The sequence below is a fragment of the Mucilaginibacter sp. genome (assembly GCF_039925265.1).
Lineage (GTDB): Bacteria > Bacteroidota > Bacteroidia > Sphingobacteriales > Sphingobacteriaceae > Mucilaginibacter.
The window spans coordinates 212,633-237,669 of sequence record NZ_JBDSZG010000041.1; the positions used below are offsets into that span (position 1 = coordinate 212,633).

Sequence of the window (25,037 nt, forward strand, 5' to 3'; positions counted from 1 at the left end):
GTGAGATATTTAAAATAATTTCGTTCGGTCGAGCGGTTCGATGTTGCGTCCCATCGTACATTAATTTATCAGGATAAAATGCCCCGATTACCATCCGCTTTTTGGTAGTATTATACATTTTATACTCATTATGAGCTTGATAGAGTTTCGAAATAGCTACACTCAGGGTTTCGTCTATATTTCGGGTTGCAAGGTTAATTTCAGGGAGTTGCGCTTCCAATGCGGTGATTTGTTTTTCGCAGGTTAGTTTCACTTGTTTGAAATCACTGGTATCGAAATCCCCTGATAGCGTGAGTTCCCTCGCGTTGTTGATCTTGTTATACAATTCCTGTATTTGTCCCATAACGAGTTTCCGTCCGTCCTGTACGCCGGTAGCTTTTTCTTTAAAGGCTTTCCGTATCATTTCAAAATAGAAATCCTTGAAATTGGTTTTGGGGTTATAGTTTTTTAGCTCTCTGGTAAATTCAGTATTGACCTCATCGGCTTTAAAACGGGTGCCACATGCGTTTGAGCAATGGTAATAATAGTAGTAATCCTTACGTCCTTTGGAGGCGCTGGCGGTTAATATACGGGTGCATTTCGGGCATTGCAAAAATCCGCGTAATGGGAATTGTTCATCGGAAGCAAAGGTTGTTCCTTTTTTGTTACCGTTAAGTATATCCTGCACTTCGTAATACAAGGCTTCGCTAATCAATGCTTCATGCTGTCCTTCGGCTAAGTATTCTTCTTCGTCTTGGTGTTTTGGTACCAGTACTTTACCGCAATAAATCGGGTTGTGCAGAATATTGAAAAAGTTGTTACGCTTACAACTAAGCCCGCGCGAGGAAGCCTCTGTAAAAATTTGGGATAGGTTGAATTTCCTTCGCCTGACTTCCTCAAAAGCCCAACGCATAATCGCCGCGTGCGGCTCTTTGGGTTTAATGGACTTTCTGCCTCTGTCGTCAATATAATTTGCATACCCTACCGGGGCGGCAGCAGGCCAGCGCCCTTCTTTTTTTGCCCGCCTGATACCGTTAAAGATATTCAGGGAACGCCTGTCATTCTCCACTTCGGGAGCTGCGAGGTAGAAAGCCAGCATCATTTTGTTTTCAGGTACACTTAAATCTAAGGGTTGCTCTATGGCTTGCGGGTCAACACCAAAGCGGCGCAATACGTTGATCATGGAATATGCATCACCTGTATTACGACTGAACCTGTCCCACTTTGTAAATAACACGAGGTCGGCTTGTCTTTTGTTTTTACGAAGATCCACCAATAGCCTGTTCCAAACAGGCCGCTTGAAAGTTTTAGCTGAATGGTCTTCAAAATAGGTTCTGAAAATCAGGATGCCTTTTAGCTCACAATATTTGCGTAAAACTTCTTCCTGGTGACGTTGAGAGAATCCCTTTTCCGCTTGTTCGTCTGTACTTACCCTAATGTATAAAGCTGCTGTTTTCATTGTAATAATCTTTATTCTACTACCAATTTAAGGTTTTTTGGGCTAAAGTGGAATGACTTTTTTTGTTATATTTACTTAATATCCAACCGATAAACCTCAATCTAATGACGACAATTGAAGTGTACTATGATTTGCTACGTAAGAAGGAAATCAGTGATTTTAAAATATCCCTTTATGCGAAGCGGGATGATGAAAAACAGGAATTAGCGAGTGAACAGGAAAAAAATAATGCGATTACAAATGAACTTGAACAGATCAAGGTTACTTTGACAGAAAACAGCGATGATGCTGATAAAGTGAGGGTCGCATTTGTATTTGTAGCTAATGGCGTATTAAAAAGTCTGGAACAGATCAAAGCGTGGGGTTCTCATTATCCGGATTTAAGCCAGGGCATGATCGTTCCGGGCTACCTTTTTGGCAAAATCCTCAATGACTTTAACATCGCTTTAAAATATGAAGGTGGCATGCCTGTAGTAGAAATATTCATGTCACGACGGGAGTGGGAATATGAACCATTGCAATCGTTGATACAACAATTTCGGGATGAGTTGGTCAAGACGCATTTCCAAACTAAAATGGATGCTGTAAATTATTATGAGCATATCCGTGAATCTATATTGGCTATCGTGGATGATCTAAGAAAAAAAGGAATTATATAATTATACAGCATGGGCTTATACGTTGAATCTTTGAATAATATTCCTGCTGAAGCCAGACGGGATTACTACATCTATTTACTGGATTACGGCTGGGACGAGCAAATCGGTAATGCCTTAATGCAGAATTATGAAAGGATGGCAACACTGGCTGCCCGTAATAAGGCGGTTGTCATTCGCGGAACCAATCGGGTGCATTTTGAGGACGAAGTTTTATCATGGCATAACATCAATGGTCAAAATGCCGACGACCTGTTACCTGCTATTTTAATTACTAATCGTAACCCGCATAAATTTAAGCCGGTTTTTCAACCGGGCGATGCCGGAGAAGTTGAAAATGATCTGCGTTTGATCCTGATCCCGGTAAAAAAGTTCTGCCGAAATGCCACCGAGGTTGTCCAACTGATCGAGCGGCTGTTTAATGATATTATCCAACAAAAAGCTTTAAAAGATTTCCGGATCGCAAAGGAGGTGATAAAAGATAACCGGCGCGCCTTTGCAGACCTGATCACTTTGGAACCGGACAATAGCGGCATAGAGATACCTATTGAAAGTGTAATCAATTATTTGAAGTCTGGCAAACGGAACAGTATGGTTGTTGAGCGTTCGGTAATGCCTATCCATTTTGAAGACCGTGGCGGCCCGGAATTTGAGAGATTGGCATTTGCCTATGTTTCCCGGCTGAAAAATTGGAATAAGATAGAATGGCTTGGTCAAACCGGCGACGATGACGGCCGGGATATTTGGAGTGAATGCGATGGTAAGAGTTATTGTTACCAATGCGCTAATTACCGTTCGCTGGTTTTAAAAAAGGTAACGGACGATATAGACAAAATGGTTAAGATCGGCTTAATGCCGGATTATTTCACCGTGGTTTGTGGCGGACGGGTAAGCGTGAATATGAGGGCGGCGATCAGTAGCTACGCTGCGCAGCATGGCATCAAACAAACGCATATTTGGAGCGGTGTTGAGTTTGAGGAGCAATTACGCAAACACGCGCCGGAACTTTTAAAACGATTTGTTGATGGTGAGATTTTTCCTGAATTGAGCGCTCCCGGCAATGGCGGCCACAATGACCAGGATATATTGAATCAAATTATCCAGTGCTTTGACAGACCGGCTTTTACTACACCTTTCCATAGGGAAGTAAATATACCTGATTTTGAAAAGGCGATTACGGATACAATAGAGGTATTAAACACCGGGGTTCATAGGTTGCGGGATGGTACGGTGATCGGTCATATCCCGTCACGGTATCAGGTCGGAGATAGCAGGTTAAAAGATACCCTGTCCAGTATTTACAAAATGGTGGTTAAACTGCGTGATACGCTGGTAGATTTAAAGCGCAAAAAAGAAATTACGGAATGCGAATGTGATCAGCCCGATTGCCCAGTTTATTTTTTCACCGACAATGCCTGCCAACTGATGGATCATATCAGGCAGGATATTTTTAATGCATTTCGGGATATTATGCCACAAGGCGCAGGTAAAAGCTTTGATCTACACGTTGGATAGCATGACAAGACAAGATGAAATAGAAAGGGTACGTGGTAATGGTACGCATGTCGTCCTGTTAGGTGCTGGCGCAAGTATCGCTTCTACGATCAAAAACTCGGAAAAGAATGGGCGATCATTACCCGCCATGAATAATATTATACAGGTATTGGGCATGGAGCAAATTGTTGCAGGTCTGCCTAAAGAATTGACTAATCTTTCTGCCGATTTTGAGAAATTCTACAGCTTATTAGTTCAGCATAAAGAGTTTGAAGACCAGCAACAGCTCATCGAAAAGACGATCTATCAGTATTTCAGTGAACTTGAATTACCCGACCAACCTACTATTTACGATTACCTCGTACTTTCTTTAAGACCCAAAGACGTTATTGCAACTTTTAATTGGGACCCTTTTCTATACCAGGCTTTTGTTCGTAATGGAAAGTTCACTAAGACCCCTGGTATTCTTTTTTTACATGGTACAGTTTCTTTAGGATATAGCAAAGAAGACAAGCGGGCGGGGCCAGCTGGTTATTACTCCAAAGCAACAAAGAGTTACTTAGATCCTATTAAACTACTTTATCCAGTTGAGAAGAAGGATTATAACAAAGATGACTTTATAAGAGGGCAATGGGAGCAGATTGTTTTAGAATTAAAAAAAGCAGAGCGAATAACTGTATTTGGATATCGTGCACCTGATTCAGACGTTGAGGCAATTGAACTTTTGCAAAAAGGATGGGGCACGCCCGATGAAAGGGCAATGGAGCAATTTGAACTCATTGATGTGCGCGAAGAACAGGAAGTAAAACAATCCTGGAACGGGTTTATCCACAGCCACCATTACAGTTATTCAACCTCTTTTTTTGACAGTTCCATTGCCAGGCATCCGAGGAGATCGGTTGAAAGCTATCGGCATTGGTCGCAACCTTTCTCACCGAGCGATGCGTTCCAGGATGGGAACCGGGTACCGGATAACTTTCAAACATTGGATGAAATGTGGGACTGGTATAAACCAATTGTTGCAGCCGAGGAAAAATTTGTTGCGGAAATAAAGAAAAAACAAAGTTAACGTGTATTCTTCGTCTGATAGATCAGGCTGATAATGTTTATCATCGGTATGGTATTAAAGCCCTGGCCGGTATATGGCATTGGATTGGGATGTAAGCGATTGATCAGCTTCCGTTGATCTTCAATGGTCGCATGTTCATACGCATCAAAGAGATCAAGAAACTTGTTACCGCGGTGGTTTAACAATTGCGTGATGGCTTCCCCCATATCGGCTAAGCCATTCAACATATTGTTTAGCGATGCGATTTGATGATCGCATTCCATTTTGATCTCTTGGTAATCCTGTAGGTTAATTCCGTCATTTAACAGCAAATCCCTTGCCTTTTTTAACCGGGCCTGTTGGCTCTCCAGTTTCGCTATGGTTTGCAGCCTTTGGTTTTGCCTGTTGGCAGTTTGTTGTTTAAAAACATCCTTGGCTATTTCTTTAAACAAGGTTCTGAACGGGCGTTTGGGAATAAAGCTTTTGAGCAGCTCGGTAAAATCCACATTGACCTGATCGGCTTTGAATCGGATTCTACAGGCAGCGGTACAGTGGTAGTAGTAATAACGGAATCTGCGGCCTTTGGAAGCGCTGCCGGTTAAGAGGCGGCCACAAACCGTACAGGTGATGAAGCCGCGTAGGGGTAGCATTTCCGGTGAGATCAGTTTGGTTCCTTTCGTTCGTTTTCTGCCGTCTAATATATGTTGTACCTGGTTAAATAATTCGTCGCTGATAATAGCTTCGTGTTGGCCTTCGACCAGTTGCCGCGTTTCATCCTGGAATGGGTGAACTACGATCTTGCCGCAGTAAACCGGGTTGCGAACCATGTTCCAGAAGTTATTGCGGCCGCAACTCAATCCTTCCTTTTTCGCTTTCTTCCAAACTTGTTCGACAACAGTGCGGCCGGTGGCCAGTTCGGCAAACGCACGCTTCATGATACCTGCCTGAGGCTCATGCGGGCGGATATACTTACGGCCTTCTTCCGTGGTTCGGTTGATATAACCAACAGGCGCGATGGTCGTCCATCGGCCTTCTTTTCTTGCCCGACGTATGCCATGGAAGATATTGAGCGCTCTGCGGTCATTTTCCACTTCGGGCACGGCCAGGTAAAAAGCCAGCATCATTTTGTTTTCGGGTACGGATAAATCCAGGGGCTGTTCAATGGCTTGTGGTTCTGCACCTAATTTGCGCAACAGGGCGATCATTTGGTAAGCATCGGCGGTGTTGCGGCTAAACCTGTCCCATTTGGTAAAGAGGATGAAATCAACCGGCTCTTTAGTTTTTGATTTTTTTAGTCCGTTGAGCATTTTCGACCAGGCCGGGCGGTTGAATGTTTTGGCGGAATGATCTTCGTAAACCACATCATGAACGGCGATTGATCTTAATACACAGTATTTGTGCAATACTTCATCCTGGCTCCTTTGAGAGTAGCCTTTATCCGCTTGCTCATCGGTGCTCACCCGGATATATAAGATGGCCTTTTTCATAGTTCACTACCGTATTGTTTGTAAAATAAAAGTGCCAGGAAATACAGCAGTTCAACTGCCAAACCCCCATCTTCCGGGCTGATGTTTAACCCTTCTTTTTGTAAAATTGCCATCGCTTTTTCAGGGGTGATGTTCCGTTTAATGTTATTAAAATCCATAGCGTTATCCTTTCCAAATACAAAACTGCCGCATCAAAAACAGTCCCTATCCCATATAGGGAATATAGTACGCCAGTCAAGCGCAGAGGTCTTTAAGACGCTGATACGCTCCGTAAAAACGGGTTATTTATCCCACATGGGATAAGCCCTTATTTTACCTGCTAACCTTTGTGCTGATCAATTCATCGACATGAAAAGAAAAGCAATAAGTAAAGAGAAATGTGCCCAGGTCAAGGGCAAAAGACAGGCGAGCAGGCAGCGCATCCGCGAAGCGCCCCGACAGAAAATCCGGCAACTGTTACGCAGTTTTATCCCGCTGGATGAACTCATGCAGCAAACCAAATCCGATCAGATTTAAATCTGATTATTCAAGCCATCATTAACCAGCAACCGAAGTTCAGAGCAGCTTCAGGGACGAGCTTTCTTGTAGCCCTCGAGGGCTAAGCAAAGATGTATTTTTGCATGCGCAAAAAAATCTTTGCCCGGCTTGAGCCGGGGGATTTGCTCGGAACTCGCAAATCTGAACTTTCTATAAGTGTACTTTTATGCCACGAAAAAAAGCCAGCAATCCCGAGGATTTATTAACGCATAACCTCATCATCCGTGTTACCGAAGCTACCTTTAACCGCCTCGATAAGATCAGGAAGGAAAGTAAAAATCCTTCCATCGCAGAGGTGGCCCGTAAGGTCTTATCTGGTAAACAAATCAGGTTATTCTATTACGATGTTTCCCTAAATCCCATAATGGAAGAACTGGCTTTGATCCGGAAAGAGCTGCGCGCAATCGGTATTAATATCAACCAGATCACCCGTAGTTTCAACCAGGATAAGGCCGGTATGCATCAGGGTTTTTATGTGCTGAAAGTAGCCGAACAATATCAAAAGGTAGATGAACGTGTGGAGCGGTTATTAACGGTCATTTCCCAACTCGCCGAAAAATGGTTGCAAAAATAAGCATCGGCAAAAGCATCCGAGGGATGCTACATTACAATGAGCGCAAGGTTGGCGACAAAGAAGCTACGCTCATTTTAGCCAGTGGTTTTGCGGGTGAAATTGAACGTATGGATCTCCGGCAGAAGCTGACTAGGTTCGAGCATTTAACCATGCTTAAACCCAAGGTAAAAACCAATGCTCTACACATATCCTTGAACTTTGATGCCAGCGAGAAACTTAACCGGGCCAAGCTACAACAGATCGCGGTTAGTTATATGGACAAAATAGGTTTTAGTGACCAACCCTTTTTGGTTTACCGCCATGATGATGCCGCGCACCAGCACGTACACATTGTGACCACCAACATTACAGCAAGCGAAGAACGCATTGACCTGCACGACATTGGCAAACTCAGATCGGAACCTGCCCGTAAAGCCATTGAGCAGGAATATAACCTGGTTAAAGCCGAAAGCAAAAAGTTAAAACAAGCACCGCCAATTAAGCCCGCAGACCCCGAAAAGGCAAAATATGGGCATTTGCCTACCAAGCGGGCGATCAGCAATGTGGTAACAGCTGTAACAAGGGATTATAAATACACATCGCTGGCTGAATTAAACGCCGTACTCAAACGATTTAATGTAGTGGCGATGCGTGGTTTGGAGCATACCCCTATGTTTGAAAAAAAAGGTTTGATGTTTTCTATACTGGATAGCAAGGGAAACCCCATTGGCGTACCGATCAAGGCCAGTTCATTTTACTGCAAGCCGACCTTGCGGGAACTGGAAAAAAAGTTTTCCAAAAACGTGGAACGACGTAGGCCCAATAAGGATTTCCTGAAAAAACAGGTTGATTATGTTTTTGGCAAATACAACGCAATAACCAAACAGACATTTCAACAGGAACTGCAAAAGCAACAGGTCGAGATCCTGTTCCGGCAGAACGAGCAGGGCTTTATATATGGGGCCACTTTCATCGACCACCAAAGTAAAGCGGTGTTTAACGGCAGTGATTTGGGTAAGGAATACAGCGCAAAAGCTTTGACGGCAAAATTCAACCAAGAAGATCAGCCGAAAACATATCTCAAACCAAACGCAGACACAAAAGCCTATCTAAACCCTAACGGTAATTCCGGCAAAACCTATCTGCCAGCCTTATCACCGACCAATTACTTGAACGATCTTTTAGGTAAATCACAGCCGGAAGCCGCACCGTCTACCACATCACCCAAAAAGAAGAGAAGAAAAGGTATCACTATTTAAATCACATTTTTTATGAATACAGGAGAGGACATCCAGGGGCTTAGGAAAATCGTAGATTTTACCCGTCTCATCAGCATTTTTATATTGGCTATTCACTTTTATATCTGTTGTTATCAGGCATTCAGCCATTGGGGATGGACTGCAAATATAACCGACCGGGTCATTTCCAATATCTCTAAAACAGGTTTATTCATCAATATGCTCCGACCCAAGCTGGCGGCATTGCTCATGTTATTTATTTCTCTGATCGCCGTAAAAGGCAAAAAAGACGAGAAAATACAGATAAACGCAATTGTCTCCTATCTGCTTACCGGGCTGCTGTTATATTTCATCAGCGTTTTATGCTTCTATATCCATGTTAACCTATTTATTATCGCAGTCTTATACATGGGGATTACCGTTACAGGTTACATGCTGATCCTAACCGGCGCTGGTTTGTTATCGAGGTTAATCAGAGATAAGTTAAACAAGGATATTTTCAATACGGATAACGAAACCTTCCCCCAGGAGGAAAGATTACTGGAAAACGAATATTCGGTAAACCTACCTGCCAAATACCGGTTAAGGGATAAAATAAGAAATAGTTGGATCAATATCATTAACCCTTTCCGGGGTTTATTAGTTGCCGGGACACCGGGCGCGGGTAAATCCTATTTTGTGATCCGGCACATTATTGACCAGCATATCAAAAAGGGTTTCAGCATGTTTCTTTATGATTTCAAATTCGATGATCTGTCAAAGATCGCCTATAACAAGTTGTTACAGTATAAGGGTAATTATAACGTAAGGCCATCATTTTACGTTATTAACTTTGACGACCTGAACCGTACACACAGATGTAATCCGCTTGACCCTCAGGGCATGGAAGATATCACCGATGCGACCGAAGCCAGCCGTACCATCATGTTGGGCTTAAACCGGGACTGGATAAAGAAGCAGGGCGATTTCTTTGTGGAAAGCCCAATCAACTTTTTGACGGCCATTATCTGGTATTTGCGCAAATATGACAACGGTAAATATTGTACCTTGCCGCACGTGATCGAATTGATGCAGGCTGATTACGACCCTCTATTTGCCGTTTTGCAACAGCAGGAAGAGATCAAAGTACTGATCAATCCTTTTGTTTCGGCCTTTCAAAATAAAGCTAAGGAACAGCTGGAGGGGCAGATCGCTTCAGCTAAAATCGGCTTGGCGCGTTTATCCTCACCGCAATTATACTACGTGCTATCTGGCAATGATTTTACGTTAGATGTAAACAATCCCGATGAGCCGAAAATAATATGTGTGGGTAACAATCCACAAAAATTGCAGGTATATGGAGCCGTTCTTTCGCTTTATATTTCGCGGATGATCAAGCTGGTGAACCGCAAAGGACAATTAAAAAGTAGCCTGGTTTTTGACGAGTTTCCTACTATATATTTTAACAATATGGATAGTCTAATTGCCACGGCGAGGAGTAATAAGGTGGCGACCACATTAGCGGTGCAGGACTTCAGCCAGCTTAAAAAGGATTATGGCGCGGAGCAATCGGATGTGATTACAGGCATAGTGGGTAACATCATTAGCGGACAGGTTACGGGCGATACGGCTAAAAAGTTATCTGAATCATTTGGGAAGATTATGCAGGACAGGGAAAGTATGAGTATTAATAGTGCCGATACTTCGATTACCAAATCTACGCAGTTGGATTATGCTTTACCTGCTTCCAAGATTGCTTCTTTATCATCGGGCGAATTTGTCGGCATGGTGGCCGATAACCCTGATTGCAAGATTAAGTTGAAGGCGTTCCACTGTGAAATACAAAATAATCATGAGGCAATTGCTAAAGAAGAAGTAGGTTATAAATCTATACCTGTAATACAGAAAGTGAATGCCGACGATATTCAGGAGAATTATTTAAAGATCAAGGCAGATATTGAAAACTTGTTTTTTGTAGAGTTGGCTTTGATCAATGCGAAGAATCAGGCTAAAAATAATGAGACAGAAGCCTCGATTGAAAAACCGGTAGATGAAATATTGAATCCCAAAGCATTAGATGATAGCTCAGGCAATGGGAGGTCAATCTCGATGTAAAATTGAAAATAGTTATTTTGAGTCAAGTGATTAAAAAGCCCCTTAAACGGAGCTTATATACAAATCGGCGAACGGCAGAAAATATCAAAAGCGGCTCACAGCCGTGTAAGAGTCGTTTTACAACTACCTATTAGTAGATAATTCGTCAATCAGCTGTTTTAAAGCTACATCGTCCATCCGATTCTTATATTCAAAAGCAATAGCTTTAATTCGATCTTGTTCAAATTCGTACCGCTCGTCGTAAACAGCTTGCGATAAATTAGCTAAGAATGAATTAACTTTATCATGAATTCTTTTGTAAAATTGTTCGCAGTTTAAATAAGTTATAGCCTCTGCATTAGCAAATTCCTTGATGCCCTTGACATCCTTACTTAATTCATAACCGTGTTTGATTTGGTTATTAACATTCTTTAATTCATTAGTTTCTGCATAGCCTGATATCTTACTCATTATTATTCCAAGTCCTTTGAAAAAGTTCTTTAAAGAATCCCATTTATAGAAATCGCTAAAACCTGAATCTTTATATACTTGTTCAATTAGCAACCGAACCCCAATTTCAAAGTTTTTAAAAAGATAGATAATTCGCATTTCTGCAACAGCGGTTAAATTTGCCTCATGCCACAACATATTTTCAGAGTTTTCCATTTGCCTTTCAAAATATTGTTCATCATCATCATTAGGGCGACCGTTAGTTAGATATGAATCGCTCAGTTTTACTTCTGACAGATACTTTGATATATCTTGTTCACGTTTCATTTCTGATTTCAACTGAATTATAGTTTTCGCAATAGCGGTATTAAAAAACTGTCCCAATTCAGGGCTGGGATTCAGAATGGCACTTTTTCTAACATCCTTAAAAAAATCTTGAAAGCTATTTTCCATAATGTATTTCCTTATATAATTTGTCTAAGATGGAAATACTATTACACAAACCATAAATTATACTTCATCAGAAACTCCTATTCCTTATGAAAAGCTTCAGTGCTATTCGGAAAAAACCGACTCATTTCACCACATGCACCTTTAGCCGGATTTATAATTGTAATAAAACCCGGTAAATTTTGCTGCGGATGTTGAAAACAACGTTTTGAATTTTAAAAGTATCCGAGGCGTCTCTAAAATCTTTTAGCAGGTCTTTTCCCCATTGGGTTATTCACCATATAATTTATCGCCTGTTGTTCGATCTCGGCATTACTGTTGCGTCGCTGGCTGGCTAACCAATCATTGATTTCAGTGCGCTTCAAATATACCTTTTTACCCCCTGGGCGATAGGTAGGCAGTTCACTGCGCATCGTCATCTTATATAATGATGACTTAGAAATGCCCATGTATTCCGAAGCTTCAACGATGGTCAGCATTTCTTTAAGGGTTATACCATTATCCTTACCATTGACCAGTAAGTTTTCCAGCCGTTCAACCTTTGCGAGTAGCAGGGCTACCATTTCGGGGAGTTGTTCAAAGGTGATCTTGTCCATATCTTTCTGTTTGTTTCCTTTGTTTTCCTGTTAGTTATCTCAGCCCCATTTTGAAAATATTATTATTATCATTAGGCAAAATTTCTTATATTTATTGTTAACGACACACTGTAAATGAATGCCGGCACTGCATATTCTCCCAATGAACACCTTCTGCTTTCGCAGCTTAGGGAAGGGGATCAACGCGCCTTTAATTACTTCTACGAACGCCACAGCCTTGTCATCTACCGTAAACTAAAAAAAATGGTAAGGGTTGATACATTGGCGGATGAATTGATGCAGGATGTTTTTGTCAGGCTTTGGGACAAGAGGCATTTGATCGATCCTGAAAAGCCATTAAAAGCCTACCTTTTCCTGATTGCTCAGAATATCGTTTATGATTTTTATCGTAAGGTGAGCCGGGAAGGACGTTTACAGTCAGAAATCACTGCAAGCTTTGTAGAGGCTTACGATCATTCCGAAGAAACACTTTTTCTGAAAGAAACCCAGGAACTATTGGAAAAGGCAGTTGATAACTTACCGGCGCAACAACAATTAGTATTCCGTCTTTGTAAATTCGAGGGTAAAACCTATGAACAGGTAAGCGAGGAACTGAACATTTCTACGTCGACCATTAACGGTCATATTGTACGGGCAACAAAAAGCGTCAAGGCTTTTATGCTGAATTATAACAATGTCGCCGTACATATCCTGATCGCTTCTGTCATTGCCAGTATCGGCGAGCAACCAAAATAATTTTATTTTTTTTCAAACAGAGTAGATGATGCCTTTTTGACAAGCGTAATAGCTTATAAAAAGACAATACTTTGGCACAACCAACATCATCATTTTTATATAACAAGTTCTTACAGGGGCTTTGTACACAGGAAGAGTTGGATTCCCTATTCCAATTATTCGGTACCGGTAACGAGCAGGAAATCAAAAAAATGATCCTGGCTGAGATGCAAGTTGAAGAAGATAACCCGGCTACACAAGAGGAACAGGAAAAATTAGATCATTTAAAACAACTCATTGACCAGCATATTAATACTGATAAGAAACAGACCCGCCGTTTATGGCCGCGCATCGCTGCCGCAGCATCAATTATACTTGCCTTATCGGCAGGCACCTACTATTTAACGCACCAGGCAAAACCTATACAACTTGCAAATAACCCTGAATTAATCAGTCCGGCAAAAAAGGGTATTACCTTAACATTGGCAAACGGCCAAATCATACGATTAGACCAGCGACATCTGGGGAAAACAAAGAACGCGGACGGCACCCAGATTGAGCAAACAACTAATGGTATCAGATATGATGAAACCGGCACACCAAAAGCTGAAGAACATACACTGAGCAACAACAGTAGCAACAAGTACAGTTTAATCTTAGCAGACGGTACCGAAGTTTACTTAGATGTTGCGTCCAGCATTACTTACCCGGTAGAGTTTACAGGCAAAGAAAGACGTGTAGCTATAGTCGGTCAGGCGTACTTCAAAGTCAAGCACAATACCCGCCGTCCATTCTTTGTAACGACCAAAGCCGAAACCGTCGAAGATATTGGCACCGAGTTTAACGTCGATGCTTATCCTGATGATCAAGAATTGAAAACGACCTTGATTAACGGTTCCGTGCGGGTCAATGTTGATGATAACAGCCCCATCATGCTTAAACCAGGGGAGCAATCGCGAATCAGTGGTGATAAACTAACGGTTGTCTCAGCCGATATGGAAGCCGTCACTGCCTGGATGCAAGGCAAGCTGGTATTCAATCACGAAGGCCTGGAAAGCATAATGACTAAAGTTGCGCGCATTTACGACGTGCAATTTATATGGCAGGACGAGCAACTAAAGAAATTGAAATTTAATGGTGCGGTCAGCCGCACCAAAAAACTGAATACCGTGCTAAATTTTTTCCGCAAGACTGGCGAGGTTGACTTTTTGGTTGAAGGCAAAACAGTAAAAGTTTTCAGACACAAAAAATAACCAAATTATAAGAAGTATAACTGTATCATTAACGCTCAAAAAGAAATCAATATGAAAAGAATTCTAAACTGTTAAGGCCGAACGGCAAAAGGTGACAAGCACAAAAAAACGCATCCCGAATTGAGCCTCGGGATACGTTATACGTCCGGGTTACCCTTTCCTTGCGGCAGAGCCTCATGGGAAAAATAATTCATGTGTGACAACAAAAATTTATTTAAACCCGAACAATTCAAAATTATGAATTTTAATGCAATACGCATCGGCGCGGCGCATTTTCATGTGCCGCGACAAACTTTATTAGTCATGAAGATTACGACCCTCATACTGCTGATCTCAGTAATGACTGTCAGCGCGGCCAGCTTCGCCCAAAAGATCACGTTAAGTGAAAAGAAAGCAAACTTAGAACAAGTACTTAAAAAGATACGTGTACAAAGCGGCTATGACTTTGTATACAGCGATGAGATGCTTAGTAAAAGTGCTCCTGTGACAGTAGATATAAAAGATGTTTCATTAAATGAGGCCCTGAATGCTGTTTTGATTAATCAACCGCTAAAATTCGAGATAGAAGACGGCGCGGTAGTTTTTAAGATGAAAGATGTTAGTCCTCTTGATAACAAAAAAATTCTTGGCATCCCTATTCAGGTTTTTGGTAAAATCATAGACAGCTTAGGTGCCCCCCTTCCTGGTGCATCTATTAAGGTGGTAAGAACAAATATAACTGTGTTATCAGGAAATGACGGAAGCTTTAGTGTAATGGCTCAGATTGACGACGAAATAATTATATCATTTATTGGTTATTCTTCATACGTATTTAAAGTAACCAATGGATTAACTCACCAAACAATTGTATTACATACCTCATCATCGCGATTGCAGGAAGTTGTAGTATCCACTGGCTACCAGACGCTACCTAAAGAAAGGGCAACGGGGTCATTCGTGCAATTAGATAATGCTACAATTAACCGCAGGGTTAGCACCGATATTGTAAGCCGTTTGGAGGGCGTGGTTCCTGGCTTGCTTTTCAATAGGAACACCAACAATTCTGCAAATGGTACAACTGACATAAACATAAGAGGACACAGCACTCTATTTTCAAATGATCAACCATTAATTGTTGTTGACGGTTTCCCTTATGACGGAGACTTAGGCAATATCAATCCAAATGATATAGAGAGTATAACGGTTTTAAAGGATGCGGCGGCAGCATCAATTTGGGGAGTACGGTCAGGTAACGGCGTAATTGTTTTGACAACTAAAAAAGGCAAACAAAATCAGAAACTCATCACGGAGTTAAATGCGAATGTGACTATTGGAAAAAAGCCTGATTTATTATACAACCCCAACTTTTTGGATGCAAATAACTATATCAATATTGAACAGCTTCTGTTTAAACAGGGATATTATAATTCTCTACTTAATGACCCGACCCAAGCTATTTCACCAGTTGTCCAGCTTCTTGCCGACCAGCAGGCAGGAAAAATAAGTACTGATGCGGCAAATTCGCAAATCAATATTTTAAGGAATCAGGACGTAAGAAAAGATCTAAGTGATAATTTTTACAGATCATCCGTTTTACAGCAATACGCACTAAATTTCCGCGGCGGCGGCGATAAAAGTGATTATTTCTTTTCTGTTGGGAATGACCATAACCAGTCTTCTCTCGATGGCAATTCCAATAATCGGATCACTTTGACTGGCAATTATAATTTCTATCCTGTTAAAAACCTTCAAATTACGGCAGGTATTAATTTTATAAAATCTGATGGTAAAAACAACAGCCCTGTTGGTAATATTAATTCCGGGGACTTTTTCGCAGGATACATATATCCGTATGCGAAACTTGTTGATGATAATGGAAACAGTCTGCCTATTGTTAAGGATTATAATTCTGCATTTATCAGTTCTGCACCCCAAAAGGGTTATCTGAACTGGCAATTCCGGCCACTGGATGAATTAAATAATGCCGATAATACATCAAACTCTCTCGATAACAGAATAAACCTCGGAATAAATTATAAAATAATTCCAGGGCTGACTGCCGGCATTAAGTACCAATACGAAAAGGGTTCAGTGCTTGTAAATGACTACTATAGCACGGCAACCTATTATACCAGAAATTTAATCAATGAATATTCGCAGCAAAATGCCAATGGCAGTTTTTCTTACCCTATTCCAAACGGAGGCATATTGCAGCAATCAAATGCCTATCTCGACTCGCATCATTTTAGAGGGCAATTAAACTATAATAGAACACTAAATCAGCTGCATGAATTCAATGCCATATTAGGAGGTGAAATAAGTTCTGTAACGAATAGTGGCGGCAGTAACACGGTTTATGGCTATGATAAAAATACTGAATCGAACTATTCTCAAATTGATTTTTCTAATTACTATAACCTAAGTCCTTCGGGTGTGGGATCGTCTCAAATTCCTAATAATCAAAATGTTTTCAGGACTACTGACCATTACATATCCTATTTCAGTAATGTGTCATATACCTATGATAGCCGTTATATCTTTTCTTTGAGCGGGAGAATTGACAGATCAAATTTATTTGGAGTTTCTACTAACCAAAAATCAGTACCTCTTTATTCGATCGGTTTATCCTGGGATTTGGCAAAGGAGCAGTTTTATCATATCGACTGGCTGCCCTACCTTAAAATAAGGGGAACTTATGGCTATAATGCCAATGTAAATAAGTCAGCTACAGCAGTTACAACCTTATTGCAACAAAGCAATTCTTATTATTCCGGAATTCCTTACAATTCTATTGCTAATCCCGGTAATCCTGAATTAAGGTGGGAAAAGGTACGCATGACGAATTTAGGAATTGATTATGGCTTTAAGAATAACAGAGTAACCGGAAGTCTTGAATACTACTTTAAAAAGGCAACAGATCTCTTTGGCAGTTCTCCCTTACCGCCGTCAACCGGAAACCCATTGTTTTTTGGTAATACGGCCAGTACAAACGGGAATGGATTTGATGTGGTTATCAATACCCGGAACATTTATGGCAATGAATTTAAGTGGATAAGTAATATCTTAATTAGTCGTGTATTGGACAAGGTGACAGTTTATAACGCGCCATCAAATGCCATCACTTATCTGACCGGAGGATCTGGCAATGGAGGTCAGATAGCTCCGCTTACTGGCCAACCAATTTTTGCAATTTATAGTTATCGTTCAGGGCCGTTAACCCACGATAAAGGCGATCCTCAAGGCTTTTTAAACGGCCAGCTTAGCACTGATTATGCCTCAATCATTGCAAATACCCCCGTTCAGGAACTTTATTATAACGGCCCTTCAAGGCCAACTACATTTGGCTCCTTTAGAAATACTTTTAGTTACAAAAACTGGTCTTTATCGGCAAATGTCATCTTCAAGCTTAATTACTATTTTAGAAAATCTTCTACTTCAATTTCGTATTCCGGCATTGTATATGGCGGGGTTAATAAAGATTTCGAGAACAGATGGCAAAAACCGGGTGACGAACTGACCACTTCCGTTCCATCAATTCAACTTCCACCATCCGACGATAACCGAAATTATTTCTATCAGTATTCACAAAACCTCGTTGACAAAGCAGATAATATCAGGCTACAGGATTTAAAACTTTCTTATGATTTAACCAAAAGTCGAAGCCCAAAGCTGCCATTTTCACGAATACAAATCTATGGGTACATGAATAATATCGGGATTCTATGGCGGGCCAATCACGATCATCTTGACCCGGACTTATATGCTGGTTCAATACCAATACCCCTTACAATATCATTAGGCATTAACTCAACTTTTTAAAAATGAGAACTTTAATTTTAAAATATAAGCCAATAGTATATGGTAGCATCATTGCATTAATGCTAATAGGCTGCAAAAAGCAGGATGACTTTTTAAATACGAAGCCCAATCAGGCCCTTGAAACACTCACGAGTTTATCAGATGTGAGCAAACTTCTTAATAATGAGGATGTGTTTAATCGATACAGCGACCCTGGAATTGGTGAAATTGCATCCGATGATCTTTATATCCAGGATTCCGCATTTGGAAGTTTGTCCCTATCTATTGAAAGAAATGCTTACATGTGGGCAAACAAGATGTATGATGCTACCTCAACCCAGGTCGCCGATTGGAACAACCCTTATGAAATAGTCTATTATGCAAATACTGTATTAGATGCGCTACCAGGTATTGGAATCACTGGGGGAAATCAGGATCAATATAACCAGATTAAAGGTGCCGCATTGTTTTACCGTTCGTTTGCATTTTACAACCTGGTACAAACTTTTGCCATGCCCTATGATGCAGCTAATTCAGGTAACCAGCCAGGGATACCGCTGCGGTTAACATCAGATATTAATTCACGCCCACAACGAGCCAGTGAGTCTGAATGTTATAATCAGATCGTTTCGGATTTAAAAACATCTATTAACTTACTTCCTGTTATCCCGGCTTATAAAACACAGCCTTCTCAGCCAGCTGCAAATGCTTTATTAGCAAGGATATATCTGGCAATGGGTAATTATCCGTCCGCTCTTCAATATGCCAACGCTTGTCTGGATAAGTTTAATACACTTTCTGATTATAATACACTTACTTCCACTCCAACAGCGATAAGCAATAATTACATTGCCGAAGATATCTACCATTGTACAATGGTAAATTATTCACCCATAGCTGTACGCCGCTCTGCCTATATAGATTCAGCTTTATACGGTTCTTATTCCCCTAACGATCTCCGAAAAACTAAATTTTTTACCATTCTTGATGGATTACCTCAATATCCCCGGTTTGTCGGTTCTTACGATTTTAAAAATAGTAAATATAGCGGTCTTGCCGCCGATGAAGTTTTCCTGATCAAAGCTGAATGTCTGGTCAGGTCAGGAGATATCAGCAATGGTATGAGTGCGCTTAACACCCTTTTAGTAAAAAGATGGAAAACGGGAACATTTGTACCGTTAACAGCATCCGGTCAGGATGAAGCCCTTAAACTGGTTTTGCTTGAAAGGCGAAAAGAATTGTTATGGCGGGGCATTCGCTGGACAGATTTAAGACGGCTCAATAAGGAAAATGGCTATAATATCTCGATAAAAAGGTTAATCAATGCTACCTCTTATATTCTGGCACCCAATGATGTGAAATATGCTTTTCCTATCCCTGATATTGAAATTCAGCTTGGCGGTTTGACTCAAAACCCAAGATGATATTCCCTAACGGTATTAATCCTTAAAAAGAAGTTGATGAAAAATATCATTTTTTTATTGCTGTTTGCCTTAACAGGCCATTATGGCTATGCCCAAAAAACTCATATTACAGGGACATTCTCCCATCTGACGGATCAGGACTCGGTACAGCTGACGATTTATAAATATGGTAAGTTTCCAGTTTCGATACCGGAATTCAGGATGCAATACTCGGTTAAGATATCTAACCATAAATTTCATTTTACGATACCATTAACAGATAACCGGCCCTATGAGTACAGTTTACAATTACCCAGGCAACGGCTTCTGATCAATCTGGAAAACCTTATTCTTGAAAAAGGGGACGATATACAAATTGATGGAAATGACATGGTTATCAATCCATTTAAAGGCAATGGATCAGGAAAACTTAATATCATCAAAAGATTAAATGCCTTGGATACAGCAACACAAAAACAGACATTTTCAACTACTTATACTGATTTGCGAAATGTTATTGAAGCTGGCAGTAAGCATACCACGACTGTTGGCAATTATTTGGAATCACAAAAAAAGCATTTGAGTAGTGCGGTATACCAAATGCTCCGCTTTAGAATTGATTATCAAATGACGGGTGTTTACTATTCGCTTGTGTACATGACTCCCCGGGACTCAATCAGAAATGCACTGAAATGTTTTTGGTTGCCTAAAAGGAAGCAATACCGTTTTCAGAAGCCATCCAAGACAGGGGAATTTTCTACGGAATTTACTTTAAGTACTGTAAATGATTTTGCAATAAAAGAAATAATAACCAGTAATGATTATAATACGTTGTTTTACCGCAGAGGTCTGAAAAAAATATATGGCTACCTAAAGGCCAATTATACTGGTACTTTAAGAGAGAAACTGGTCACCTTTGCGATATTGTCCGCATCAAGTTCAAACGATTTGAAGCCTTGTTATGACGATGCACTTTCCTACATAAAAAACCCGGAATTCAAAACCGCTCTGATAAACCATTGCCAGGTTATTCCGGGAAGTCCTGCCTATAATTTTACGCTTCCTGATACAAACATGGTAGTTCATCACCTATCGGATTATAAAGGCAAGGTAGTAGTCCTGGATTTTTGGTTTACTGGCTGCGGAAATTGCCGGGAACTCACGCCGACACTAAGAAAAGTTGAAGAGAATTTCAAAAATGATGATGTTGTTTTTATTGGTATAAGTTCAGATAAAGAATTAAAACAATGGAAAGAAGGGATCAAAAGCGGGTTTTATACGACCTCACCGGAGGAGATAAATTTATACACCACCGGGAAAGGAGTACTTGACCCACTCTATGAAAAAGCTAATATTCAGGGGGCACCCACGGTTAAACTTATCGACAAAAACGGAAATTGGTTGAAAAATCCTACCGATTGCAGGTCAGATAACGGGAAAGACCTTATATTAAAAATCAATGCGGAATTGAATTCTAATTAGTTCCGAACATGAAAAAACACAGGCTTTGGTTGTTTTTTAGTAAAACCACCGATCTATTTACACCTTTTAAACCATCAAAAATGAAAATTATAAAAATAATTGGCCTACTGCTAATAACCATTTCCTGTAAAATGGCTTCCGCACAGGATGATCCGGCAGAAATAACCGCAATAAGCAAGGATGACAGTGCCCAATTATCAACTTTCCTCACCGTGAACAACGTTAATGCATGTTATGGCAATTACAGCATGTTATCCCAAGCTATAAGGTATAATGCTTCCAAGTGTTTCGCCCTGTTAGTTGAAAAAGGCGCGGACGTAAACAAAGTTTGTAATGGTTATGTCTCCCCTTTGATGCACGCAGCAAAATATGGTCGGTTGGACATGATAAAGGTGCTGGTTGCAAAAGGAGCCAATATTGATTTCAAATATTCAGGCGAATATATAGCAGCTAATGGTGAAACGCCATTAACTTATGCGGAAAAGTACAAGCAAACAGCTGTTGCGGATTATTTAAGATCACTGAAAAATAAGAACTAAATAATCAATACGCTATTGATAATGGATTTTTCAACAGAGCTCATTTATGTAGTGGTTTTTGGATTGGTGTTTCTATTTATTGTTGGTATTATCATTTGGTTGATTAAAGACATTCGAAACGAAAGAGAATTCAACAAAAAATTAAAAAACTGATACGAAGCTTAATGTATCAGATTAGAGACAAGTCGATATACATTTATTTCATCCTATTAAGTGTACACATCGTTTGGTTGACACTAAAAAAGGACCAAAGATGATAGCGCTATTGATACAGGTTGATGTTTGAAGATACCCATTACTCCGTTCTTTATAAGGTCAGTTAATTAAGTGAGGCGCTGCTTCCGGGAGCGGAACAGCGCTTTTTATTTTTAAAAAAGTTTCCATACTTATGTGATAACCTGTACTACTAATAAACCTACTTATACTTATGAAATACGAATTAGAAAAACTGGAAGCTTTGGTCAGTATCTGGAGTTCCGACAAGTCGTTACTTAATTCCGACGAACAGCAAATGAATTTCCAGTTGGAAGCCTGGAATACCAAAAAAGCGATCATTCACAATTTGTTACTACAAAGAAACCAAACGCTTTTAGCCACTTATTTTACCATCCACATGCAAAAGCTGGTCGAGTTATGTGACCGGCTTTTTGATTTAGCGGAGCAGGATACCGCACACGCGGCAGTAATAGGGGTGCTTGATTTGTTAGGCGCGATCAAACGAGCGGTGCCGACGCTTATAGACCGTGACTTAGCATTGCCTAAAGCTTTCAGGTTAATACAAGGTAGGAGGTTAAGGGAACAATGGGATGAATTAGTTCCACGATTGGAAGATGTCGGTGCGTCGCCGGAATTACTAAAGATAGCAGTATTACCATTTGAAGAGTTTGATTCGCTAAAATTAAAACTGTCATGGTTTCATTATATCTGGTTGAAACAATACCTCTATGAATTGGAAAATATAGATTTCACGAGGTTTGAGCCATACCCGTCTCCGGTACACCTGTTAAATGAATGCCTCATTAGGTTAGATTTTAACCATTCTCGTTTAATGGCTTATTGCTGCAAAGTAATACGGGAGAATACCGACAAATTTGAAAGCCCGAAAGAACAGCTTTTGGTATTGAGTATGTCGAAGAAAATTGTGCGGCAATATGCCATGATATCAGCCGAGCCTTTTTATCAAAAAAAACAATCTATCGTTACGGACTTGTGTAAATGGATAGAAGAGGAGACTGATTTCAGGAGTGTTTACGATTTAGGGGTGTTCGCAAGCGTGGGTAAAAAGGTGCCGGTCAACCCCTATAAATTTATCTATGATATGACAATTGAGCAATTGGCTTTTTGGAAGAAGTTGCAATATGACCACAATGTGTATGTCGAAGAAAACCTCGATACGTTCAGTATCAAGATCGCATACAACTCATCGACTAAAAACAGGGAGGAATTATCTTCACGAAGCGTGATGAGTAAGTTTTATACTAAAGATCAAAAAGTTATCAGCCCGGTTTACGAGTTGGTTATCGCGATGATCTCCGTTATACAGCCAACATTAGAACTGTTACAAAAAATGCTTGATGATCTCAAGCCGTTTATGGCATAACGTATTTCCCCAAATTTTCTTTCTCCATAAAATCGATGTATTCGGTTAATTGCCGGTAACCGAACCCAGGGAGTTTAAGCAGATCGTTTGGCTGGTAGGCTAACAGGTCAGTTAACGTAACAAACCTTAACTGACGTGTTTTTTTTATGAAATCTGCTGAAAATTCAAGGTCTTTAATAGAGGCGTTTAAAACGGGGTCTGTGTAGAGCATATCCATGAATATTGACCCTGTTATCCCGGTACAGGAGTAAATTTACGATATAGCGCGGGAAACGACCACACCTGTTGTCAGAGGTCCCGCGAAGAACCCAATACACAAGATAAGCCGCACCCGCGCTTTAGCGCAGGCGACCAGCCTATTTTCCCTTGTGTATTTCAAAAATTTCGCGGGTTTCTGACAACAAGTAAAATAGCGTTCGCTATAATATTTTATACGCCCAAATATAGTAAAAGGCAATGATTAATGGAGGTTTTGATTGTTTGTTCGGAGACTTACACCCTACTTACACTTGACCACTATAAAGAATAATGCGTCTTTTGAAATATACCAACGATATTAAAGCCTATGTAATCAACGCTTACGCATTCCTTGTCTGATGTGATCTAACTATGGCCAGTAAACGGGCAGGACAAGGTTCATTTAACAATTGTAATATGCTGAAAACGCTTAGTGACGAATTGTATGTGCAGTATCTGGATGAGTTAAAAGCAGCTCATTTGAGCGAACGTGATGGAATGAAACGGTTGATCGCCTGCCTCGCAGTTATCCGCAGGTACCTCAAAAAGTTAAAGGAGTTGGTTACTACTAATCCTTTTGCCAGTAAAGCCGAAGAAGCGCGGTTCTTCAAGTATGAAAAACCTAAATTTTATCAATGGCTCACCTACTACCAGGAGAAATACACCATTGATCAGGGTAAACCAACCGAGGGCGGTAAAACGCTGATGCGGTACTTTGCCGATCAGCTTAAAGTCTATTCCCGTTTCTTCCGGCAGAACGAGTTCCATTATCAGTATTACAAGCTGGATGCACAGGAACTGGATAATATCTATTTTATCCGTGGTGCCGAAGGACAACAAACTTTGATACCGGAAGTACCTGATGTTGATCCGGCATTTAGTACGGGTATGGATTACCTGTTTGCGAAGTTCATGGCTTACGAACAATTAGAAGAAGATCTGAAAACAGAGTTCAGGCGGCAGGAAGTGGGTGCTGGCTTATCAAATTCAGCGATCAATGCCGATGGCAAAATACAGCGCCGGTTCAGGTGGACGGGTGAAACGGTGAACCTGATCGAATTGGGGCACGCCATTTATCTGAACCGCCAGGTGAACGAGGGCGAGATCGGTATCAATGAATTTTTTGAGGGCTTGGGCGAGTTCTTCGGAGTGAATTTAGGTGTGCCTAAGCGTGGCTTTGAGGATCTAAAAGCCCGTAAGAGGTTAAGCAAAACGCACTTTACGGATAAGCTGCGGGACGCTCTGCTCAAGAAAATGGACGATGACAATACTTATAATCCCCATAATAAGCAGAACAGAAACCGCGAAATTTAAAGTGTGACAGGGGTTTTAGGGTTATTTATCCCATGTGGGATAAGAGGATTTTAAGGAATTGAAATTTTGCTTTTGAAAGCCAGCCGCAATGGAGCGGCTGGTCAAAAGCAAAGTATATGTTACAACAGTTCACATGGCAGCAGTTTTTGGTTGCCGCATGTATCCTCAGTTTTATCTGGTATGTGGTGGTGCTTTTTGTGATCTACCGCAAGGAAGCAAAGCGAATGTTCAAGGGCAAAGCACCCGCAGAACCTTTACCGCACCGCTGGGAAAATGAAGAAGAGTTTGAAGATGAACCGGAGCTGGACGACCCGGTAGGTAAACCCGCGTTACCCGAAGGGCTTGAAAATGTTGGTTCGGGTCAGTTTAGTTTTATCGGCGGTGGTGATACAAAAGTACAGGCTATCGGCTTGATACCGGATGTGCTGGAAGAATTGAAGTCTATTTTTAACATCCTCGAAAAAGAGGACGGCACCAAACAGGATTTCTTCTCCTTGCTGGAACTGGTGAAATCAAAATATGGTGCCATCGGATCACATCCACATATCGGCAGCATCAATGATTTTATCAGGGAGCGTGTCCCTTTCCATTTATCCAAGCAGGAATTAGAAGACCTATGGAACTAACCAGCAACGAGTTCAAACCCATTTATTCATTACAACCCTTTCCCTATGAACCCATTAAATCAATATAGCAAT

The 25,037-nt window shown here is 40.8% G+C and carries 21 protein-coding genes and 1 pseudogene; 16 read left to right on the forward strand and 6 right to left on the reverse strand.

Going from position 1 to position 25,037, the window contains the following annotated elements; all coding sequences use genetic code 11:
- Positions 1–658: 658 nt before the first annotated feature.
- Positions 659–1,438 (reverse strand): annotated as a pseudogene (locus ABIX36_RS19000) (recombinase family protein); the annotation flags it as partial.
- Positions 1,439–1,542: 104 nt separating this feature from the next.
- Here ABIX36_RS19000 and ABIX36_RS19005 point away from each other — a divergent pair.
- The 3 genes from ABIX36_RS19005 to ABIX36_RS19015 are packed head-to-tail and all read left to right on the forward strand — an operon-like array spanning position 1,543 to position 4,657.
- Positions 1,543–2,097, forward strand: coding sequence for a hypothetical protein (locus tag ABIX36_RS19005; RefSeq protein ID WP_348083748.1), 555 nt, complete (start codon positions 1,543–1,545; stop codon positions 2,095–2,097).
- Between the two features lie 9 nt (positions 2,098–2,106).
- Entirely contained in the window at positions 2,107–3,609 is a 1,503-nt protein-coding gene (locus tag ABIX36_RS19010) for a hypothetical protein (RefSeq protein WP_348083749.1), read from the forward strand.
- 1 nt (position 3,610) lies between these two features.
- Entirely contained in the window at positions 3,611–4,657 is a 1,047-nt protein-coding gene (locus ABIX36_RS19015) for a hypothetical protein (RefSeq protein ID WP_348083750.1), read from the forward strand.
- Here ABIX36_RS19015 and ABIX36_RS19020 read toward each other — a convergent pair.
- Complete coding sequence (locus tag ABIX36_RS19020; RefSeq protein WP_348083751.1) at positions 4,654–6,123, reverse strand: recombinase family protein; 1,470 nt, start codon at positions 6,121–6,123, stop codon at positions 4,654–4,656. The genes ABIX36_RS19015 and ABIX36_RS19020 overlap by 4 nt on opposite strands.
- Positions 6,120–6,281: a hypothetical protein gene (locus ABIX36_RS19025; RefSeq protein ID WP_348083752.1), complete on the reverse strand. Its 162-nt coding sequence runs from the start codon at positions 6,279–6,281 to the stop codon at positions 6,120–6,122. The genes ABIX36_RS19020 and ABIX36_RS19025 overlap by 4 nt, the downstream gene beginning before the upstream one ends.
- Before the next feature lie 190 nt (positions 6,282–6,471).
- On the opposite strand from ABIX36_RS19025, the gene ABIX36_RS19030 reads away from it, so the two are divergent.
- The 4 genes from ABIX36_RS19030 (at position 6,472) to mobC (ABIX36_RS19045) (ending at position 10,545) form a co-directional block, all read left to right on the forward strand.
- Positions 6,472–6,639, forward strand: coding sequence for a hypothetical protein (locus ABIX36_RS19030; RefSeq protein ID WP_348083753.1), 168 nt, complete (start codon positions 6,472–6,474; stop codon positions 6,637–6,639).
- A gap of 187 nt (positions 6,640–6,826) precedes the next feature.
- A complete protein-coding gene (mobC, locus tag ABIX36_RS19035) occupies positions 6,827–7,234 on the forward strand; it encodes a plasmid mobilization relaxosome protein MobC (RefSeq protein ID WP_348083754.1) in 408 nt (135 codons plus the stop codon).
- Positions 7,219–8,472: a relaxase/mobilization nuclease domain-containing protein gene (locus tag ABIX36_RS19040; protein ID WP_348083755.1), complete on the forward strand. Its 1,254-nt coding sequence runs from the start codon at positions 7,219–7,221 to the stop codon at positions 8,470–8,472. The genes mobC (ABIX36_RS19035) and ABIX36_RS19040 overlap by 16 nt, the downstream gene beginning before the upstream one ends.
- A 12-nt stretch (positions 8,473–8,484) precedes the next feature.
- Positions 8,485–10,545, forward strand: coding sequence for a conjugal transfer protein MobC (gene mobC / locus ABIX36_RS19045; RefSeq protein ID WP_348083756.1), 2,061 nt, complete (start codon positions 8,485–8,487; stop codon positions 10,543–10,545).
- A gap of 123 nt (positions 10,546–10,668) precedes the next feature.
- Here mobC (ABIX36_RS19045) and ABIX36_RS19050 read toward each other — a convergent pair whose 3' ends face one another.
- Together ABIX36_RS19050 and ABIX36_RS19055 are read right to left on the reverse strand one after the other, a co-directional pair.
- The gene (locus tag ABIX36_RS19050) at positions 10,669–11,427 is read right to left on the reverse strand and encodes a hypothetical protein (RefSeq protein ID WP_348083757.1); all 759 of its coding nucleotides are present in this window, start codon (positions 11,425–11,427) and stop codon (positions 10,669–10,671) included.
- A gap of 233 nt (positions 11,428–11,660) precedes the next feature.
- Positions 11,661–12,020: a helix-turn-helix domain-containing protein gene (locus ABIX36_RS19055; RefSeq protein WP_348083758.1), complete on the reverse strand. Its 360-nt coding sequence runs from the start codon at positions 12,018–12,020 to the stop codon at positions 11,661–11,663.
- A gap of 114 nt (positions 12,021–12,134) precedes the next feature.
- On the opposite strand from ABIX36_RS19055, the gene ABIX36_RS19060 reads away from it, so the two are divergent.
- The 7 genes from ABIX36_RS19060 (at position 12,135) to ABIX36_RS19090 (ending at position 22,788) form a co-directional block, all read left to right on the forward strand.
- Positions 12,135–12,755 (forward strand): sigma-70 family RNA polymerase sigma factor, encoded by a 621-nt coding sequence (locus ABIX36_RS19060; protein WP_348083759.1) that lies wholly within the window; start codon positions 12,135–12,137, stop codon positions 12,753–12,755.
- Positions 12,756–12,826: 71 nt separating this feature from the next.
- Positions 12,827–13,987 carry a FecR domain-containing protein gene (locus ABIX36_RS19065; RefSeq protein WP_348083760.1) on the forward strand — a complete coding sequence of 387 codons (1,161 nt, stop codon included), beginning with the start codon at positions 12,827–12,829 and terminating at the stop codon, positions 13,985–13,987.
- 237 nt (positions 13,988–14,224) lie between these two features.
- Entirely contained in the window at positions 14,225–17,785 is a 3,561-nt protein-coding gene (locus ABIX36_RS19070) for a SusC/RagA family TonB-linked outer membrane protein (protein ID WP_348083761.1), read from the forward strand.
- A 2-nt stretch (positions 17,786–17,787) separates the two neighbouring features.
- Positions 17,788–19,188 (forward strand): RagB/SusD family nutrient uptake outer membrane protein, encoded by a 1,401-nt coding sequence (locus tag ABIX36_RS19075; RefSeq protein ID WP_348083762.1) that lies wholly within the window; start codon positions 17,788–17,790, stop codon positions 19,186–19,188.
- Positions 19,189–19,224: 36 nt separating this feature from the next.
- A complete protein-coding gene (locus ABIX36_RS19080) occupies positions 19,225–20,649 on the forward strand; it encodes a TlpA disulfide reductase family protein (protein WP_348083763.1) in 1,425 nt (474 codons plus the stop codon).
- 80 nt (positions 20,650–20,729) lie between these two features.
- A complete protein-coding gene (locus ABIX36_RS19085; protein ID WP_348083764.1) occupies positions 20,730–21,188 on the forward strand; it encodes an ankyrin repeat domain-containing protein in 459 nt (152 codons plus the stop codon).
- A 427-nt stretch (positions 21,189–21,615) separates the two neighbouring features.
- Positions 21,616–22,788, forward strand: coding sequence for a hypothetical protein (locus ABIX36_RS19090; protein WP_348083765.1), 1,173 nt, complete (start codon positions 21,616–21,618; stop codon positions 22,786–22,788).
- Here ABIX36_RS19090 and ABIX36_RS19095 read toward each other — a convergent pair.
- Positions 22,778–23,005 carry a DNA-directed RNA polymerase subunit alpha C-terminal domain-containing protein gene (locus tag ABIX36_RS19095; protein ID WP_348083766.1) on the reverse strand — a complete coding sequence of 76 codons (228 nt, stop codon included), beginning with the start codon at positions 23,003–23,005 and terminating at the stop codon, positions 22,778–22,780. The genes ABIX36_RS19090 and ABIX36_RS19095 overlap by 11 nt on opposite strands.
- A 437-nt stretch (positions 23,006–23,442) precedes the next feature.
- Here ABIX36_RS19095 and ABIX36_RS19100 point away from each other — a divergent pair, with 437 nt between their 5' ends.
- Together ABIX36_RS19100 and ABIX36_RS19105 are read left to right on the forward strand one after the other, a co-directional pair.
- Positions 23,443–24,339, forward strand: a complete 897-nt coding sequence (locus tag ABIX36_RS19100; RefSeq protein ID WP_348083767.1) for an RteC domain-containing protein — start codon at positions 23,443–23,445, stop codon at positions 24,337–24,339.
- Between the two features lie 116 nt (positions 24,340–24,455).
- Positions 24,456–24,965 (forward strand): hypothetical protein, encoded by a 510-nt coding sequence (locus ABIX36_RS19105; protein ID WP_348083768.1) that lies wholly within the window; start codon positions 24,456–24,458, stop codon positions 24,963–24,965.
- The last annotated feature ends 72 nt before the right edge of the window (positions 24,966–25,037 follow it).

Excerpts from the sequence above, each read along its gene's own strand:
- ABIX36_RS19005 (WP_348083748.1), top strand. The coding sequence starts at position 1,543 with ATGACGACAATTGAAGTGTACTATGATTTGCTACGTAAGAAGGAAATC.
- ABIX36_RS19010 (WP_348083749.1), top strand. The coding sequence starts at position 2,107 with ATGGGCTTATACGTTGAATCTTTGAATAATATTCCTGCTGAAGCCAGA.
- ABIX36_RS19015 (WP_348083750.1), top strand. The coding sequence starts at position 3,611 with ATGACAAGACAAGATGAAATAGAAAGGGTACGTGGTAATGGTACGCAT.
- ABIX36_RS19020 (WP_348083751.1), bottom strand. The coding sequence starts at position 6,123 with ATGAAAAAGGCCATCTTATATATCCGGGTGAGCACCGATGAGCAAGCG.
- ABIX36_RS19025 (WP_348083752.1), bottom strand. The coding sequence starts at position 6,281 with ATGGATTTTAATAACATTAAACGGAACATCACCCCTGAAAAAGCGATG.
- ABIX36_RS19030 (WP_348083753.1), top strand. The coding sequence starts at position 6,472 with ATGAAAAGAAAAGCAATAAGTAAAGAGAAATGTGCCCAGGTCAAGGGC.
- mobC (WP_348083754.1), top strand. The coding sequence starts at position 6,827 with ATGCCACGAAAAAAAGCCAGCAATCCCGAGGATTTATTAACGCATAAC.
- ABIX36_RS19040 (WP_348083755.1), top strand. The coding sequence starts at position 7,219 with ATGGTTGCAAAAATAAGCATCGGCAAAAGCATCCGAGGGATGCTACAT.
- mobC (WP_348083756.1), top strand. The coding sequence starts at position 8,485 with ATGAATACAGGAGAGGACATCCAGGGGCTTAGGAAAATCGTAGATTTT.
- ABIX36_RS19050 (WP_348083757.1), bottom strand. The coding sequence starts at position 11,427 with ATGGAAAATAGCTTTCAAGATTTTTTTAAGGATGTTAGAAAAAGTGCC.
- ABIX36_RS19055 (WP_348083758.1), bottom strand. The coding sequence starts at position 12,020 with ATGGACAAGATCACCTTTGAACAACTCCCCGAAATGGTAGCCCTGCTA.
- ABIX36_RS19060 (WP_348083759.1), top strand. The coding sequence starts at position 12,135 with ATGAATGCCGGCACTGCATATTCTCCCAATGAACACCTTCTGCTTTCG.
- ABIX36_RS19070 (WP_348083761.1), top strand. The coding sequence starts at position 14,225 with ATGAATTTTAATGCAATACGCATCGGCGCGGCGCATTTTCATGTGCCG.
- ABIX36_RS19075 (WP_348083762.1), top strand. The coding sequence starts at position 17,788 with ATGAGAACTTTAATTTTAAAATATAAGCCAATAGTATATGGTAGCATC.
- ABIX36_RS19080 (WP_348083763.1), top strand. The coding sequence starts at position 19,225 with ATGAAAAATATCATTTTTTTATTGCTGTTTGCCTTAACAGGCCATTAT.
- ABIX36_RS19085 (WP_348083764.1), top strand. The coding sequence starts at position 20,730 with ATGAAAATTATAAAAATAATTGGCCTACTGCTAATAACCATTTCCTGT.
- ABIX36_RS19090 (WP_348083765.1), top strand. The coding sequence starts at position 21,616 with ATGAAATACGAATTAGAAAAACTGGAAGCTTTGGTCAGTATCTGGAGT.
- ABIX36_RS19095 (WP_348083766.1), bottom strand. The coding sequence starts at position 23,005 with ATGGATATGCTCTACACAGACCCCGTTTTAAACGCCTCTATTAAAGAC.
- ABIX36_RS19100 (WP_348083767.1), top strand. The coding sequence starts at position 23,443 with ATGCTGAAAACGCTTAGTGACGAATTGTATGTGCAGTATCTGGATGAG.
- ABIX36_RS19105 (WP_348083768.1), top strand. The coding sequence starts at position 24,456 with ATGTTACAACAGTTCACATGGCAGCAGTTTTTGGTTGCCGCATGTATC.